Raw genomic sequence first — 14,181 nt, 5'->3', positions numbered from 1 at the left:
ATCTCCTGTTGAGTTTGGTTGTCCGAAGGGTGGGGTAGTATCGGGTCGAGGAGTCCTCGTTTGATTGTGGGCCCTGGCTCGTCACTAAGACACTTCCAATGGCTCCTTTTGCGCGTGCCGTTCGCGCAGCACATTTTTTTGGACTTTTCCCATTGTTTTGCGCGGCAGTTCCGAGATGAGCTCGTAGCGGCGTGGGTGTTTAAAGCTTGACAGCTTGCCTTTGATGGTCCTCGCTATCTGTTCCATGTCCGGTTGTGCGTCTGGCTTAGCCACCAGAGCGGCGATGATTGCTTCGCCGAAATCGATGTCGGGAATGCCAAACACTGCCGACTCCAAAATACCATCAATGTCATTCAGGACATCTTCGATTTCTTTAGGGTAGACGTTGTAACCGCCGGTGATGATGAGATCTTTTGACCGTCCTACAATCGACAGGTATCCATCCTTACTATACTGACCCAGATCGCCGGTAATGAAGAACCCGTTCTCTCGCAACTCTTCGGCGGTTTTTTCGGGCATCTGCCAATAGCCTTCGAACACATTGGGGCCGCGAACTTCGATCATTCCTACCTGGACTAGGGGCAGTGGTTTCCCAGTAACCGGATGTGTCACGACCACTTCGATACCGGGCAGAGCCATGCCGACAGTTCCAGCGCGACGTTCGCCGCTATAGGGGTTTGAAGTGTTCATGTTTGTCTCGGTCATGCCATAGCGTTCAAGGATGCGGTGGCCGGTGCGTGTTTCGAATGTCTGATGGGTTTCGGCAAGCAGAGGCGCGGAGCCGGAAATGAACAGGCGCATGTTCTCGGTGATCTCTTTGGTGAACCGGTCGTCTGCCAGCAGTCTGGTATAAAAAGTGGGAACCCCCATCAAAAGGGTCGATTGAGGCAACTCATCCAGGATGGCGCTAAGGTCGAATTTTTCCATCAGGCGAACTCTGGCACCGGCGAGTAGTGATGTATTCATTGCCACAAAAAGCCCGTGCGTGTGAAAGATCGGTAGCGCGTGAACCAAGCGATCGTCGTTTGTGATGCACCACAGATCAACAAGAGCTTGGGCGTTGGACAATAGGTTTTGATGGCTCAGCATTGCGCCTTTGGAACGACCTGTGGTGCCCGATGTATAAAGCAACGCGGCAAGATCGTCCGGAGCGCGATCCACGGGTTCGAATGCACAAGGCTGTGCGTCGGCCTCGCTGCTCAGGCTAGCGGAAGCACTGCCGAGTGTCCGCAGCTTTGCCCCAGACCACGCCGCCAATTTTCCGATTTCAGTTTTGTCTTTGCAGTCGCAAACGACCATCGAAGGTTGCGCATCAGAGATGAAATAGTCCAACTCTGCCAATGTATAGGCCGTATTCAGGGGCAGGTAGACGGCACCTACCTGAACCGCAGCTGCGTAGAGTGCAAGTGTATCAGCCAACTTGGGTGCCTGCACAACGATGCGATCGCCGGGGGAGGCTCCGTCATTGCGCAAAACATGCGCGATCTGCGCGGTGCGCTTCAAGAACGCGTCATAGGACACTACGTGGCCATCATCGAGCTGCAGGAACGGAGCCTCGTTACCTGCATGGCGGGCAAAAAGGTTGTCATATAGGGTGTTGGTCACGCAGTACTTTCCCTTGGCTTGGCCGCAAGCGCAGCGCTTGAGGCCGCGCGAATAGAACGCGAGGCTTCTATCGTGGCATGTGTCGCGAACTCTTCGTGATGACGTTCTGTCTTTTTCAAATCGTAAAGGTAGTTGGCCATCGCTCCGCTAGATTGGGCGCGGCCGTTCGCCGACAAATCAGCATTGGCGTGCAGTTCGTGAAGTTCGGCACCATTTCCCAGGTGAAACCGGGCCACGGGATCCAGCGGCATCCCGTCTTTGCGCTTGGCGAACAGTAGGTACCGGGCAGCCATCGCACGCACGTCCTGCGGTGTTGCTGTTTCTGCAAGCACGGCCTCGGCGGCATGCCCGTGTTCCGGGTTGTCTGTTTCACAGTCCAGCCACCGGTTTAGCCCCGGTATCGGCGACAAGGTTACAAATGTATCAAGCCGCTCAAGCTCTCTCGACAGCTCAGTTACAACCTGTTTGATCAACAGATTGCCAAAGCTGATACCGGTCAAACCTTTCTGGCAGTTCGAGATCGAGTAGAATGCCGCGACTTTTGCTTGTTCGGCTTCGATCGGTTCCCGATCTTCAGACAAAAGCGCATCGATTGCGTCTGGTATTTCCGTCGTCAGGGCCACTTCTACAAAAATTAGGGGCTCATCCGGCATCGAGGGATGAAAAAACGCAAAGCAACGGCGATCTGGCGGGCAAAGCCTGCGTCGCAGGTCGTCCAGGTCGTTGATCAGATGAACCGCTTCATAGGCAACGACTTTGTCCAGAACACGGGCAGGGGTATCCCAGCTAATCTGTTTGAGGACCAGAAACCCCCGATTGAACCAACTCCGCAACAAGTGAACGAAATCAATATCGGTGCGCTGGAGTTCGGGGTTAGACTTGAGAAAGCGCAACAGGTCCACGCGCATGCCTACAACCGCTTGTGTGGCACCAGAGGGCTGATTCAACCGACGCAACAATTCTTGTCGACGGGGCTCTGCGATCTCACTAAGCCTTTGATATAGATTAATACTTCGATCATTCGCATAAAGTCGCGCAGTTTCACAAAGCTGATCTGCATCCAGTTCAAGCTGGTCATTCAAATAGGCAAAAAACTCCAGTTTTTCGTGTTCACTCAAAGTCTGGTAGCGATCCAAAATTGTGGACGCCAGCGTAAAACCCGAAACTTCGCCTTCAGCGGACAAGAGTACCTCACACAGCTTTGCAATGGATCGCTTGTCTTCTTTGCCTCGCCGTTTTCCCGGGCGGTCGAACAACTGATTCAATAAATCGCCCAGAAACCAATTCCGCTGCATTTCAAGAGTCCATTTGACTGCTCAGGTACTCACCTGTTCGGCGGTAGTGATCGAGCAAGTGGCGCGTTGCGCTGTCTGCGTCGTGGTCGAGTGCGGCATCTAGGATGTTCTGGTGTTCGGCGGCAATGTCACGCTTTTTGTAGCTTGGCCCTCCTGCCGCCAGATAGCGATAGCGGATGTTGAGGTCGTATAGCTGGGAACAATAACGCAACAGCAACGGCAGTTTTGCATTCTCCAACAAAGCCATATGAAACGCCTTGTGGGCGTCTTCAAAGTCAGGTGCACCGCTTAGGCTGGCCTTTTTCATATGGTGATGGCGCAGAACCAACCTGTCTTCCCAAGCGCCATCTGCATTGGCGATTGAAGCCCGCAGCGCGGTTTCCTCAAGGTTGCATCGCAGCAATAGGATTTCCTCGAAGTTGCACTTGCTGACTGGCGCTGCTCGAAATCCACGCTGATCAATCCGCTCGACCAGCATGTCAGAGGTCAAAAGGCTAAGAGCCTCGCGAACCGGGCTTGCCCCAGTATCCAGCAGGCCGCGGAGTTGCTCGATCTTGAGCTTCTGTCCGGGGGGCAAGTCGCCTGTCAGGATCATTTCGCGTAACCGTCGATATGCAGCATGAGTGGCAGATTTCTCCTTGCCCTCGCTATCAAGCATAACGTCCATATCCGACTAATCCTTTGTGAATGCGCTTTCTTCGGGGAGCTATTAACTGAGTGTGCTCGTACCGGTCGATAGGCCGACCGAAAGGTTCAGTGAGCCTTCGTTGATCATCCAGCGCCGAAGTACAAAACTGCGCGCACCGCTTTGGTGCATAGGATCGTCTTCAGCCAGTTTTCGTGCGATCTCAAGGCTGTCGGCACGATAGATAATCAAGCCCATTCCTTGCATATGTTCACCAGTCTCATCCGACATTGGTCCTGCAAAGGCCAGCTGTCCCGCGCGTTCAAGCTGCGCCTGATATGCCAGATGATCGGGAAGCGACGCCTTCACATCTTCGGGTGTTTTGGCGGGTGTGCTGACTGCAACGTAGAGTTCCAAAGCAAGTGCGCCACGGCTTTTTGCCTCTGATTTGTAGTTCGCCCAGGCAACCATCTGTGGTCTCCAAAAATATCGATATTATTTGACATATTTCAAAATAGTCGGCAAAAATCAAGCGAACTGTTATGGATGGTGAACATGAAATACATGGTGGGAGTGACTTCGGAAGGTACGGCGGTTTTTGCTGTGAATGGCGAAAACGCAGTGAATTTAACGGGTTTGGATCATTCTGTCGGTTCCGACCTGATGGGGATGATAACCGATCCTGCGTTGGCCGACTCATTGGCTGACAAAATCACTTCTGCCGACTATGTGCCGGTGTCCTCGATCCAGCCGGCGTTGCCCATTGCAGCGCCGGGTACGATTATCTGTATGGGGTTGAACTATACCGACCATATCAAGGAAGGCGGCTATGACATCCCGGAATATCCGACGCTGTTCATGCGCGGGAAGAACTCGGTCATGGCGGCTGGCGCGCCCATGGTGCGACCGGCAGCTTCCGAGCACTTCGACTACGAAGCGGAGCTGATGTTGATTGTCGGCAAACGTGGCCGCCATATCTCGGAAGAAGACGCGCTGGATCATGTGTTTGGGTATACGGTTTTCAACGACGGGTCGGTGCGGGACTATCAGCGTAAAACGGTACAATGGACGCCGGGTAAGAATTTTGACCACACGGGTGCAATTGGCCCCTTCACCGTGACTCCGGATGAATTGCCCGAGGGCGCTTCGGGTCTGAAGATCGAAAGCCGCGTTGGTGACGAGGTTCTTCAAAGTTCGAATACCGCCAACATGATCTGGGGTGTTCGTCAGGTGATTGCTACGGTTTCAGAGTTCATGACCCTTGAACCAGGTGATCTGATTGCATTGGGAACACCGCCGGGTGTGGGCCATGCCAAAAAACCCAACCCTCGCTGGTTGAAGCCGGGTGAAACCGTTGAGGTTGAGATCGAAGGCATCGGCATTTGCGCGAACCCTGTCATAGATGAGAAAGACGCCAAGCTAAAAGTGGCCGCAGCATGAGCGCACCGACCAGGGCAGAGCTGGAGGCACTTCGCGCCAAGGCGCAGCAAGATCACCGCGAGCTGCGCGAACGCATTCCGCGCTTGTCGGATGACGCGATCGGCTTGATCCTGCGCGAGTCCAGATCTCACTACGCATGGACCGACAAACCGGTTTCTAACGCGTTGCTTGAAGAAATCTACGACATCACGATCAACGGCGCGACCAGCATGAACACGCTGCCTGCGCGGTTCGTTTTTGTAAAAAGCGCAGAGGGCAAAGAGCGGCTGGCCAAGTCCTTGAAACCAAAGAACGTGCCAAAGATGATGGATGCGCCAGTGACGGCCATAATTGCCCACGACTTGGAGTTCTGGAAAGAGCTGCCCTTTCTTTTCCCGCACGAAGATCGTCGGCCATTGTTCGAAAACAATCCCGACTACGTGGCCGACACTGCGTTTCGCAACGGCACGCTTCAGGGCGCTTACTTCATGATCGCGGCCCGGGCTGTCGGGTTGGACGTTGGCGCCATGTCAGGTTTTTCGAACCAGATCGTCGACGAGGAATTCTTCGCGGGCACGACGCTTAGGTCGAACTTTCTTTGCAACCTGGGCTACGCGGATGAGGCTGGTTTGTTCCAAAAGTTGCCGCGCTTTCCGTTTGAAAAGGTTTGCTCATATGCATGAGGAGGGGACGCTGTGGCGATGAAAGTGAAACCCGTCGTGACGTACCGCACGACGGCTCAATGCCCGACACATGCACGCACCGAGATCCCCATTCGCGATCTGGATGTGATTGTCGACGAGCCTGTCGAGCGGGGCGGAACAAATCTTGGCCCGTCTCCGACTGAAACCGCAATGGCTGCTCTGATCGCTTGCACGAATGTCATAGGGCACAAGACTGCCAAGCGGCTGGGAATTGACCTGGGTACCGTGACGATCGATGCAATGTGTCGGTTGGATCGTCGCGGTGTCCTCATGGAAGAAGAGATCGACGTACCCTTTCCCGAAGTCACACTCACGGTACGTTGCGATACGCGCGCCAGCCAGGAAGAGCTGGCGCGCGTAGGTGAGGAAACAGCCAAGTATTGCGCCATTGCAAAACTGTTCAAAGCGGCGGGCACGGACCTGACCGTCAACTGGGTCAATGCAAACTAATAAAGAAAAGACCTGTCTTTCTGGGAGGAGAGAAATGAAAAACTGGACCAAACGCAGCCTGATGGCCGCTGCTCTGGCAAGCGTAACGGCGATGCCCGTTGCTGCAGAAGAAACCATTTCTGCGGTCGTGATTGATGGCTATCCCGACCGGGCTTTGTGGGTGAAGGAATTTACCAACTTCTTCATTCCCGAAGTGGACAAGCGGCTGGCCGATTCCGGCAATTATAAGGTGAACTGGCAAGAGAACTATGGTGGTTCGATCGTAAAGCCGAAGGGTGTTTTGGAAGGGATCCAGCTTGGCCTTGGTGACATCGGCATTGTCACAACCATCTTCCATTCGTCCAAGTTGCCCAGCCAGGGGATATCGGGTTCGACACCCTTCGTGGCATCGGACTCCCGTGCGGTGGCCAAGGCAGTAGATGAAATCGCGCGCGAATATCCGGCGATGCAAAACGAGTTTGCCGCGCAGAACCAGGTTTACCTGGCTACGGGCGTTGTGCTCGACACCTATCAGATTTTCTGCACAGAACCTGTTTCGTCGGTCGCCGACCTTGAGGGCCGCAAGATTGCCGGGGCAGGGCTCAATCTGCGGTATCTGGAAGGCATTAAAGATGCGGCAGGTGTACGCGGAGGTCTGACCGATTTCTACAACATGCTTCAGACCGGTCTGGTCGATTGTGGCATGCTGTGGCCCGAGGCTGCGAAGACATTCAAGATCGCGGAAGTGGCCCCCTATATGCTCAAAGCTGATCTGGGTGCTGTGAACTCCAAAACCATAACCGTCAATGCCGATTATTGGGCAGGCCTGCCGGATGAAGTCAAAGACGTGTTGAAGGCTGTGGCCATCGACTATCGTGACCATGTCGCGGGTATCGCTATGGACCGGGCTGCGGCTTCGCGGGACGCATATGTCGAAGCAGGTGGTACCATCGTCGAGGTTTCGGACGAAGATCGCGCGGCCTGGGCAAACGCCATGCCGAATGTCGCACAGGAATGGGCGGCGACGCTGAACGACAATGGCGAGCAGGGCACAGAGATGCTGGCGGCCTATCTCGGCAAACTTCAGGATGCCGGGTTCACCGGAGTGCGTGACTGGACGGCCGAATAACCGTCTGGCGATCCACGAAAGGGGCGTTTCATGCTGAAGACCGCAGTTGATGGCCTGTCGCGGGTCGCCAATTCGCTTGCTATCGCCGCCAACGCTTTGGGTACGCTCGTCGTATTGGCGTTGGTGGTAATCCTGAACGTGGATGTCGTAGCGCGCGGTCTGTTTTCTTCACCTCTACGCGGAACATACGAGATGGTGCAGTTTTCGGTCGTGATGATCGTGTTCCTGCAACTCGCCGATGTGGTGAGAGTGGATCGATTGACGCGCTCGGACGGGTTTCTGAACTTGCTGCACCATCGCCGCCCGGGTCTGACAGGCAGTTTGAGGCGTATCATCAACGCCATATCGGCAATCTTTATGGGCCTAATCGCCTACGTCACCTTTCCCGAGTTCCTGCATATGTGGGAGACGCAGGACTATTTCGGAGTACCCGGTCTTTTCACGTTGCCATGGTGGCCGGTCAAACTGGTCATCGCGTGTGGTACTGCGCTTGCCTGCGTGATCTTCCTTCTCAAGGTCGTCACGGCGCAGGACCGCCCGCAGCTTGTCCGCACGCCTGAACAGGACGAGGCCGCAGAATGACGCCGATTGAGATTGGCCTGATCTCGGTCATCGCCATCGTCTTTCTGATCTACGCCGGCCTTTACATCCCTATCGCTCTGGGTGTGGTCTCGTTCGTTTCAATCTGGCTGATGCGGGACAACTTCACGCTGGCGCTGAACCTGTTGAAAGTGGCGGTCGGCGACAGCGCGATGGAATACAGTTTCGCGACCATCCCGCTGTTTACCTTCATGGGGCTTATCGTCTCAAAGGCGGGGCTGGGCCGGGACATCTACGAGGTCATGACCATGCGATTTCGTAAGGTCAAAGGCGGTATCGGAATGGCAACCGTCGGGGCCAACGCCGTCTTTGCCGCCGTGACCGGTTCGTCGATTGCATCTGCATCCGTGTTCACCAAGGTCTCGGTCCCGCAGATGATGGCGCAGGCATACAACCCGCGCTTTGCCGTCGGAGTGGTAGCCGGGTCTTCAGTGCTGGGCATGATCATCCCCCCGTCGGCTATGCTGATCATTTATTCTTTTGTCGCCGAACAATCTGTTGGGGACATGTTCTTGGCGGGGGTAATACCAGGCATCATGCTGGCAATCGCCTATGTCGGAGCGATTTGGGTCATGGGCCGTTTCACTCCAGCATTCGTCGGTGGCCGGGTCGTTGACGACACTGAATGGATGTCCGGGCGTGAAATCGCATCCAAAACGCTGCCGACATTGTTCATCATTACCGTGGTGCTGGGCGGCATCTACACGGGGTGGTTAACCGCTGTCGAGGCAGGGGCAGCCGGGGCACTGGTCGCGCTGGTTATTGCGGTTGCCCGCAAGTCGATGTCGCCGCGCGCGTTCTGGGACGCGCTGTTGGAAACCGGCCATATCACAGCGGCGATCCTGTTCCTGATCACAGCGGCGTCAATCTACAGCCGCATGCTGGGCCTCGCCGGTCTGCCGAACCAGTTGCAGGATTTGCTTGCAGGGAACTCCGCGTCTTTCTGGTCGATCATGCTGCTCTATGTTCTGCTGATGCTGTTTTTGGGAACATTGCTCGATACGGCATCGATCATCCTGATCGTCGTTCCATTGTTCCTGCCCATGGCCGAGGCACTGGATATGTCGCTGATTTGGTTTGGGATCATCACCGTTGTCGGCGCTGAAATCGGGCTGCTGACCCCGCCTTTGGGCATATCCTGTTTTGTTATCAAATCCACAATCAACGACGACCGGATATCACTCAAAGACGTGTTCATGGGCGCACTTCCCTTTGCGTTCGTGATGCTGATCGTTCTGTTTATCCTGATCGAGTTTCCGATCCTCAGCCTTGCCCTGATATAAGGAGGTCAAGATGCGCACTGTCACAAAAGACAACATCACCGATGTTTTCATGGGATACCTGTCCAAAGACACCAACCCGCGAATGCGCGAGATCATTGGGTCCCTGGTCAAGCACCTTCATGATTTTGCCCGCGAGACCAATCTGACCCACGAAGAATGGCGCGCCGGAATTGCATTTCTGGAAGGCTGCGCCGCCGTGGAAACCGAGGATCGGCACGAATTTGTGCTGGCTTCGGATGTGTTGGGGCTGTCGTCGCTGGTGGACATGCTGCATTCCAGCCCAGACGCAACAAGTTCGTCAGTATTAGGTCCGTTTCATGTGTCTGGCGCCCCTCCGCTGCCGATCGGTGGGGATATGAAGCGACATTACGGCGGGCCGGTTCTGCTCGCCGAAGGCGTCATTCGGGACACGGAGGGCAATCCCATTGCCGGCGCTGAACTCGACATTTGGCAAACGGCCCCCAATGGCCTGTATGCCAGTCAGGATGAAGAACAGGATACCTATTCTTTCCACGGCCTGATGACAGTTGGCGGTGACGGCAGATATGCGTTCACCACAGTAAAGCCAGTTGAGTACACGGTGCCGTCCGACGGGCCGGTTGGCGACATTCTGCGCGCATGCGGTCGCCACCCATGGAGGCCTTCACACCTGCACTTTATCGTCAAAGCCCCGGGATATCGCTCACTTGTGACCGAGATTTTCCCGGACGACGATCCCTATTTGGATCAGGATACGGTGTTTGGCGTTCGGGACGATCTGGTGATGACCTATGTTGAACGACCCGCTTCGGAATTTCCCGATGGCATGGCACTGTCGGGCAAGATCACCGAACCTTACCTGCATGTAAATTTCGACGTTACGCTTGCTCGGGACTGAACGCTATGGAGGACACGTGAAGTGCTAAAGTACACATTCATCTTATGTGCAGCGCTGTTCGGTGGAGTGGCCATCGCCGAAGAGCGACCGATTTTCGATGCACATATTCACTACAGCCACGATGCAGTGAAACTGGTGCCACCTGAACAAGTTGCTAAAATCCTGCGAGATGCAGGCGTGCGAAAAGCTCTTGTTTCCAGTTCGGATGACAATGGCACGCAACTGCTTTTGGCTGCAGCGCCTGACATCGTTGTTCCGGCACTGCGCCCTTACCGTCGCCGCGGTGAAATCAACACCTGGATGCACGACGAAACGGTTATCGACTATCTGGAAGCAAATCTAGCCAAGAACGACTACGAAGCCATCGGCGAGTTTCACGCTTACGGAGATGACATTAAGACGCCTGTCATCCAGCGCATGATTGCATTGGCGAAAGAGCGAAACCTCATTCTTCACCACCACGGCGATCGAGAGGCGGTTGATCTGATCTTTGATACTTGGCCCGAGGCTAGGGTTCTGTGGGCCCACTCTGGCTTTGACGACCCGGCCAGTGTGGTCAACGCAATGGACACTTATCCCCGACTTTGGGCAGATCTTGCGTTTCGCTCTGACATGGTCTCGCGGGGGCGCGTCGATCCGGATTGGAAGACTGCATTCGAAGCGCACCCGGATCGGTTCATGGTCGGCACGGACACATTTGCACCGGAGCGATGGTACTACGTTGGCCCGCATGCAGAGTTTTCACGCGAATGGCTGGATTTGCTGCCGGACCAGATTGCGGACAACATCGCCTATGCCAACGCAGAACGTTTGCTGGCAACGGAATGATCCGCTGGCTTGTCTCATTTCTGGTATCGTCAAGCGCGGCCATAGCTTGTGAGCCAACGGGGCAATTCTTGAGTTCGGACACTCAAAACGCACCCGAGGTGCAAATGACTGTCGATGAAATCCCATTGGCCCAACCGTTTTCCATTTTAATCTCCGTCTGCGATGAAACTGCCGTGAACGAAATGCGCGTCGATGCGATCATGCCGGCTCACCAACACGGCATGAACTACACTCCGACGGTCACGGCGTTGGGCGACAGAATGTTCCGTGTCGATGACATGCTGTTTCACATGCCGGGATCGTGGGAACTTCAGGTGGATGTCGATTTTAACGGGCAATTGATATCATATACTTCTGACATCGTGCTGAAATGAAGTTTTGGGTAACCGCAGTATTTATCGTCCTGACCGGGGCAGCGCGCGCAGAGGTTTTGCTGTCAGAAAAAGAAATCCAGCAAACACTGTCCTTCGGGCAATGGCCACCATCCTTCCAACCCGATCCAAGCAACAGGGTTTCAAACGATCCAAAGGCGATTGCGCTCGGCGCGGCTTTGTTCAACGATCCACTGTTGTCAGTCGACGGCGCGTTCTCTTGTGCAAGTTGTCATGACCCTGAACAGGCCTTCACCACGTCTGAGGCGCGGGCGTCCGGTCGTGTGCTTTTAGATCGCAATACACCGTCGCTGCGGAACCTCGCTGGTCTGCGTTGGTACGGGTGGGGCGGCAAGAGTGACAATCTTTGGGCTGCCAGTTTGCATCCGATCATCGAGGCTGAAGAGATGGCGCATACCGACGCAAGCCTAAAGGCAGCAATCTCCGAAAGTGCGTATGTCGATGACTTTGAAGCCATTTTTAGCGATATTCGAAGCCAGGAACCGGAACTGGTGTTGGTAAACACGGCTAAAACCCTATCGGCCTATTTGGAAACGCAGGCAACTGAGCGGACACAATTTGACAAGTTCCGGGACGCGTTAGAGCGCCGCGATCTGACAGAGGCCGTGAAATACCCCGAAGCAGCCCAGCGAGGTCTTCAGCTCTTCTTAGGGCGTGGAAATTGTGTGTTGTGTCACAACGGCCCGAGGTTTTCCAACAACGAGTTCCACGACGCCGGCGTGCCATATTTTCTGAGCGAAACCGAAGTCGACGATGGGCGGTTCGGAGGGCTTAATTTCCTACTCTCAAGCCCATACACACTGGACGGCAACTGGAACGACGATCCGGAAAAGCAAGGTGCTTGGGCGGTTCGAAACGTACGCAGGAGCCATTCGGACTTTGGAACTTTTCGTACGCCAAGCCTGCGGGGAATCGCCGAAACCGCGCCTTACATGCATGACGGTAGTTTGATCGACTTGGTTGCGGTAATAAGACACTACAGCGAAATCGATACGGAAAGGCTTCACGCCGATGGTGAAGCAATACTTTCCGAACTGAATTTGACGGAACAGGAGATCGCGGATCTTGTGGCTTTTTTGGAGTCGCTGTCCAGCGTCTCGCTGCCTTGAGATGCTCCAACGCAGCCAGCGTGCCGCCAGCGTTATCAGGCGTGTCGCTCTTGGCGAGCTCCGTTTCCATAACTGAGAGCGTTACTATCAACATAAGGTCTCTGAGACCGCCCAAGTGGTCTTGTCAGAAGATTTTTGGTTGGCGGGGCAGGGGGTGTTTTGTGGCTTTTGCCCACGACCAAACCTGTCTCTTTCAAGTGTGTCAATACCTCTCCTGGGATCATCTGCTTGGCGGTGATGCTGTACATCCGAATTCCGCTCTCGAATCGAAATTTCGAAGGTCTGCTGCACGAGCGAAGCATCTATGTGAGCCGCGAAATCGTCTGATACTTGTGGAACAGGTTTGGCCCCATGTTTGCCGCTGAGGTAAGGCGGAAGCGTGTTCAACAATTGCGTGCATTCTCGAAATGGAATTGGCGCGTGGACGATGTTGTCATGAGGGTAAATTGCAAGCGCCACTACCTTTGGCGGGCTTTTGATGATGAAAGCGAAGTGCGCGAAGTGGTCGTTACCATAAGCCGAAACAAAGTTGCAGCATTGAAATTCCCCAAGAAGTTAACGAAGCGGTAGGGTAAAGCAGAAAACGTCGTCACGGATGCGCTTCGCATCGTATGGAGTTACTATAAGTGATATTGGTACTATCAAAAATCAGCAAAGGAGCAGGTGGCACAACAACCGCGTCGAGAATTCGTGCCTGCCGTGTCGACGATGCGAACGCGCGACGCAGTGTTTCAAGCGCATACGAAGTCCACAGAAATTCGCTTCCGTCCATTCCTCCGTCTAAAGCCGCTTCAACCAGGAAAGATCGCTAGCCCGCCAAAGCACCTTCAAGCTGAAACGCGCCGCCGCTCCTACCGATTGACGTCAATTTTGTTTCGAATAATTTCAGGGTTTCCAGAGCTAACTGAGACTGGTTCGATTTAGTCTGACAGAATAGCCACTTACCCAAAAAACCTGATGTAATTGCCGCCAGTCCGCTCTCTGGGGTTTGGGCCTTATTGGGATTTGTCTTTCTGGTTTCTCAGATGTTTGATCAGCGCGTTTACGATGGCGCTGGCCAGGCCGGGGGCGATCATGCCCAAAGGGTCCCGGCCCACATTGCGCAATCCGCCCATGGCGCCGCGTGCCTCGGTCAGGGTGTCCTGAATTTCCGCTTCGATATCGGCAATGGCGATATCGCGCAGCTCTGCCACTTGCGTGGTGTCTTCCTGCGCATTCAATGAGTTTGCCAGGATGGCCAATATCAAAGCCAGAACCAGATCAATACCCGCAACGGTTAGGGCAGCCAGCGGCTTGGATATCACTTCGGACAGGGCCAGGTAACCGGCCACATTCAGCATGATGACCGCAAGCCCTGCGGCAAGGCCCGCGGCGGCAAAAAAGCCGGAGCGTTTGACAACCACGGCCAGATGCCGCTGAGCGATCAGGCGTTCGGTGCGCAGTACGACCGAGATGTTTCGTGAAATACGGCTCATTGCACTCTCCTAACGCGACCGCCCGATCAGATATCCAAGCGCAAAGATACCCAAGGCAAACAGAACCGGTTTTTTCTGAGGCATCTCTTCCAGCTCTTCCAGAACATGTTCCAATTCGCCCGACCACTCATGAAGCTGATCCGAGAAACCGTGTTGCGCGGCCTTGGATTCGTCGTCCGCCTTCGGGGTGGGCCCGGCCTGTTTTTGGGCGTCGAGCTGGCGTTTGAGTTCAGCCACCTGTTTCTCAAGTTCTGCTTTCGTAACCATTTTTTGGTCCTTTCGCAGGAAGTGTGCGACCCGCTTTGTTCCCGAGTCAAGACTGAGCAGCCTCATCTGACTGGTCCAACCTGATTGTTAGTGCATCGTCGGCTTGTTATCCATTGGGATGATGGTTTCGGGTGCTGGCGGGCG

At 54.7% G+C, this 14,181-nt stretch carries 16 protein-coding genes and 1 pseudogene; 11 read left to right on the top strand and 6 right to left on the bottom strand.

What is annotated here, in order from left to right; genetic code table 11:
* Positions 1-84: 84 nt before the first annotated feature.
* Genes ACR0AG_RS16635 through ACR0AG_RS16620 form a run of 4 tightly spaced genes read right to left on the bottom strand, consistent with a single transcriptional unit; the run spans position 85 to position 3,996 of the window.
* Complete coding sequence (locus ACR0AG_RS16635; protein WP_480840928.1) at positions 85-1,605, bottom strand: malonate--CoA ligase; 1,521 nt, start codon at positions 1,603-1,605, stop codon at positions 85-87.
* Complete coding sequence (locus ACR0AG_RS16630) at positions 1,602-2,900, bottom strand: malonyl-CoA decarboxylase (protein ID WP_480840926.1); 1,299 nt, start codon at positions 2,898-2,900, stop codon at positions 1,602-1,604. The genes ACR0AG_RS16635 and ACR0AG_RS16630 overlap by 4 nt, the downstream gene beginning before the upstream one ends.
* Position 2,901: 1 nt before the next feature.
* Entirely contained in the window at positions 2,902-3,558 is a 657-nt protein-coding gene (locus ACR0AG_RS16625; protein WP_480841187.1) for a GntR family transcriptional regulator, read from the bottom strand.
* 51 nt (positions 3,559-3,609) lie between these two features.
* A complete protein-coding gene (locus ACR0AG_RS16620; RefSeq protein ID WP_480840924.1) occupies positions 3,610-3,996 on the bottom strand; it encodes a YciI family protein in 387 nt (128 codons plus the stop codon).
* 84 nt (positions 3,997-4,080) lie between these two features.
* On the opposite strand from ACR0AG_RS16620, the gene ACR0AG_RS16615 reads away from it, so the two are divergent.
* The 11 genes and pseudogenes from ACR0AG_RS16615 (at position 4,081) to ACR0AG_RS16565 (ending at position 13,157) form a co-directional block, all read left to right on the top strand.
* On the top strand, positions 4,081-4,965 hold the full coding sequence (locus tag ACR0AG_RS16615; protein WP_480840922.1) for a fumarylacetoacetate hydrolase family protein: 885 nt from the start codon (positions 4,081-4,083) through the stop codon (positions 4,963-4,965).
* On the top strand, positions 4,962-5,627 hold the full coding sequence (locus ACR0AG_RS16610; RefSeq protein ID WP_480840920.1) for a malonic semialdehyde reductase: 666 nt from the start codon (positions 4,962-4,964) through the stop codon (positions 5,625-5,627). Before ACR0AG_RS16615 ends, ACR0AG_RS16610 begins: the two co-directional genes overlap by 4 nt.
* A gap of 18 nt (positions 5,628-5,645) precedes the next feature.
* Positions 5,646-6,098: an OsmC family protein gene (locus ACR0AG_RS16605; protein ID WP_480840918.1), complete on the top strand. Its 453-nt coding sequence runs from the start codon at positions 5,646-5,648 to the stop codon at positions 6,096-6,098.
* A gap of 34 nt (positions 6,099-6,132) precedes the next feature.
* Positions 6,133-7,206 (top strand): C4-dicarboxylate TRAP transporter substrate-binding protein, encoded by a 1,074-nt coding sequence (locus tag ACR0AG_RS16600; RefSeq protein WP_480840916.1) that lies wholly within the window; start codon positions 6,133-6,135, stop codon positions 7,204-7,206.
* 30 nt (positions 7,207-7,236) lie between these two features.
* The gene (locus ACR0AG_RS16595; RefSeq protein WP_480840914.1) at positions 7,237-7,788 is read left to right on the top strand and encodes a TRAP transporter small permease subunit; all 552 of its coding nucleotides are present in this window, start codon (positions 7,237-7,239) and stop codon (positions 7,786-7,788) included.
* Positions 7,785-9,089 carry a TRAP transporter large permease gene (locus tag ACR0AG_RS16590; RefSeq protein WP_480840912.1) on the top strand — a complete coding sequence of 435 codons (1,305 nt, stop codon included), beginning with the start codon at positions 7,785-7,787 and terminating at the stop codon, positions 9,087-9,089. Before ACR0AG_RS16595 ends, ACR0AG_RS16590 begins: the two co-directional genes overlap by 4 nt.
* Before the next feature lie 10 nt (positions 9,090-9,099).
* Positions 9,100-9,966: a dioxygenase family protein gene (locus tag ACR0AG_RS16585; protein ID WP_480840910.1), complete on the top strand. Its 867-nt coding sequence runs from the start codon at positions 9,100-9,102 to the stop codon at positions 9,964-9,966.
* A gap of 21 nt (positions 9,967-9,987) precedes the next feature.
* Complete coding sequence (locus tag ACR0AG_RS16580; protein ID WP_480840908.1) at positions 9,988-10,794, top strand: amidohydrolase family protein; 807 nt, start codon at positions 9,988-9,990, stop codon at positions 10,792-10,794.
* On the top strand, positions 10,791-11,168 hold the full coding sequence (locus tag ACR0AG_RS16575) for a hypothetical protein (RefSeq protein WP_480840906.1): 378 nt from the start codon (positions 10,791-10,793) through the stop codon (positions 11,166-11,168). Before ACR0AG_RS16580 ends, ACR0AG_RS16575 begins: the two co-directional genes overlap by 4 nt.
* Positions 11,165-12,295: a cytochrome-c peroxidase gene (locus ACR0AG_RS16570; protein WP_480840904.1), complete on the top strand. Its 1,131-nt coding sequence runs from the start codon at positions 11,165-11,167 to the stop codon at positions 12,293-12,295. The genes ACR0AG_RS16575 and ACR0AG_RS16570 overlap by 4 nt, the downstream gene beginning before the upstream one ends.
* Positions 12,296-12,463: 168 nt before the next feature.
* Positions 12,464-13,157, top strand: a pseudogene (locus ACR0AG_RS16565) (IS6 family transposase).
* A gap of 133 nt (positions 13,158-13,290) precedes the next feature.
* Here ACR0AG_RS16565 and ACR0AG_RS16560 read toward each other — a convergent pair.
* Both ACR0AG_RS16560 and ACR0AG_RS16555 read right to left on the bottom strand, forming a co-directional pair.
* Positions 13,291-13,770, bottom strand: a complete 480-nt coding sequence (locus ACR0AG_RS16560) for a phage holin family protein (protein WP_480840902.1) — start codon at positions 13,768-13,770, stop codon at positions 13,291-13,293.
* Between the two features lie 9 nt (positions 13,771-13,779).
* Positions 13,780-14,037 carry a hypothetical protein gene (locus ACR0AG_RS16555; protein WP_480840900.1) on the bottom strand — a complete coding sequence of 86 codons (258 nt, stop codon included), beginning with the start codon at positions 14,035-14,037 and terminating at the stop codon, positions 13,780-13,782.
* Between the last annotated feature and the right edge of the window lie 144 nt (positions 14,038-14,181).

This window comes from Ruegeria sp. H6 (assembly GCF_056532975.1).
Note: the sequence above shows the minus strand (reverse complement) of the source record. Positions and strands in the feature narration are given on the sequence as shown.

What these genes read in the sequence shown, in the direction of transcription:
- ACR0AG_RS16590 (WP_480840912.1), top strand. Translation starts at nt 7,785, where the DNA reads ATGACGCCGATTGAGATTGGCCTGATCTCGGTCATCGCCATCGTCTTT.
- ACR0AG_RS16560 (WP_480840902.1), bottom strand. Translation starts at nt 13,770, where the DNA reads ATGAGCCGTATTTCACGAAACATCTCGGTCGTACTGCGCACCGAACGC.
- ACR0AG_RS16555 (WP_480840900.1), bottom strand. Translation starts at nt 14,037, where the DNA reads ATGGTTACGAAAGCAGAACTTGAGAAACAGGTGGCTGAACTCAAACGC.
- ACR0AG_RS16575 (WP_480840906.1), top strand. Translation starts at nt 10,791, where the DNA reads ATGATCCGCTGGCTTGTCTCATTTCTGGTATCGTCAAGCGCGGCCATA.
- ACR0AG_RS16625 (WP_480841187.1), bottom strand. Translation starts at nt 3,558, where the DNA reads ATGCTTGATAGCGAGGGCAAGGAGAAATCTGCCACTCATGCTGCATAT.
- ACR0AG_RS16610 (WP_480840920.1), top strand. Translation starts at nt 4,962, where the DNA reads ATGAGCGCACCGACCAGGGCAGAGCTGGAGGCACTTCGCGCCAAGGCG.
- ACR0AG_RS16595 (WP_480840914.1), top strand. Translation starts at nt 7,237, where the DNA reads ATGCTGAAGACCGCAGTTGATGGCCTGTCGCGGGTCGCCAATTCGCTT.
- ACR0AG_RS16620 (WP_480840924.1), bottom strand. Translation starts at nt 3,996, where the DNA reads ATGGTTGCCTGGGCGAACTACAAATCAGAGGCAAAAAGCCGTGGCGCA.
- ACR0AG_RS16600 (WP_480840916.1), top strand. Translation starts at nt 6,133, where the DNA reads ATGAAAAACTGGACCAAACGCAGCCTGATGGCCGCTGCTCTGGCAAGC.
- ACR0AG_RS16585 (WP_480840910.1), top strand. Translation starts at nt 9,100, where the DNA reads ATGCGCACTGTCACAAAAGACAACATCACCGATGTTTTCATGGGATAC.
- ACR0AG_RS16570 (WP_480840904.1), top strand. Translation starts at nt 11,165, where the DNA reads ATGAAGTTTTGGGTAACCGCAGTATTTATCGTCCTGACCGGGGCAGCG.
- ACR0AG_RS16630 (WP_480840926.1), bottom strand. Translation starts at nt 2,900, where the DNA reads ATGCAGCGGAATTGGTTTCTGGGCGATTTATTGAATCAGTTGTTCGAC.
- ACR0AG_RS16605 (WP_480840918.1), top strand. Translation starts at nt 5,646, where the DNA reads ATGAAAGTGAAACCCGTCGTGACGTACCGCACGACGGCTCAATGCCCG.
- ACR0AG_RS16615 (WP_480840922.1), top strand. Translation starts at nt 4,081, where the DNA reads ATGAAATACATGGTGGGAGTGACTTCGGAAGGTACGGCGGTTTTTGCT.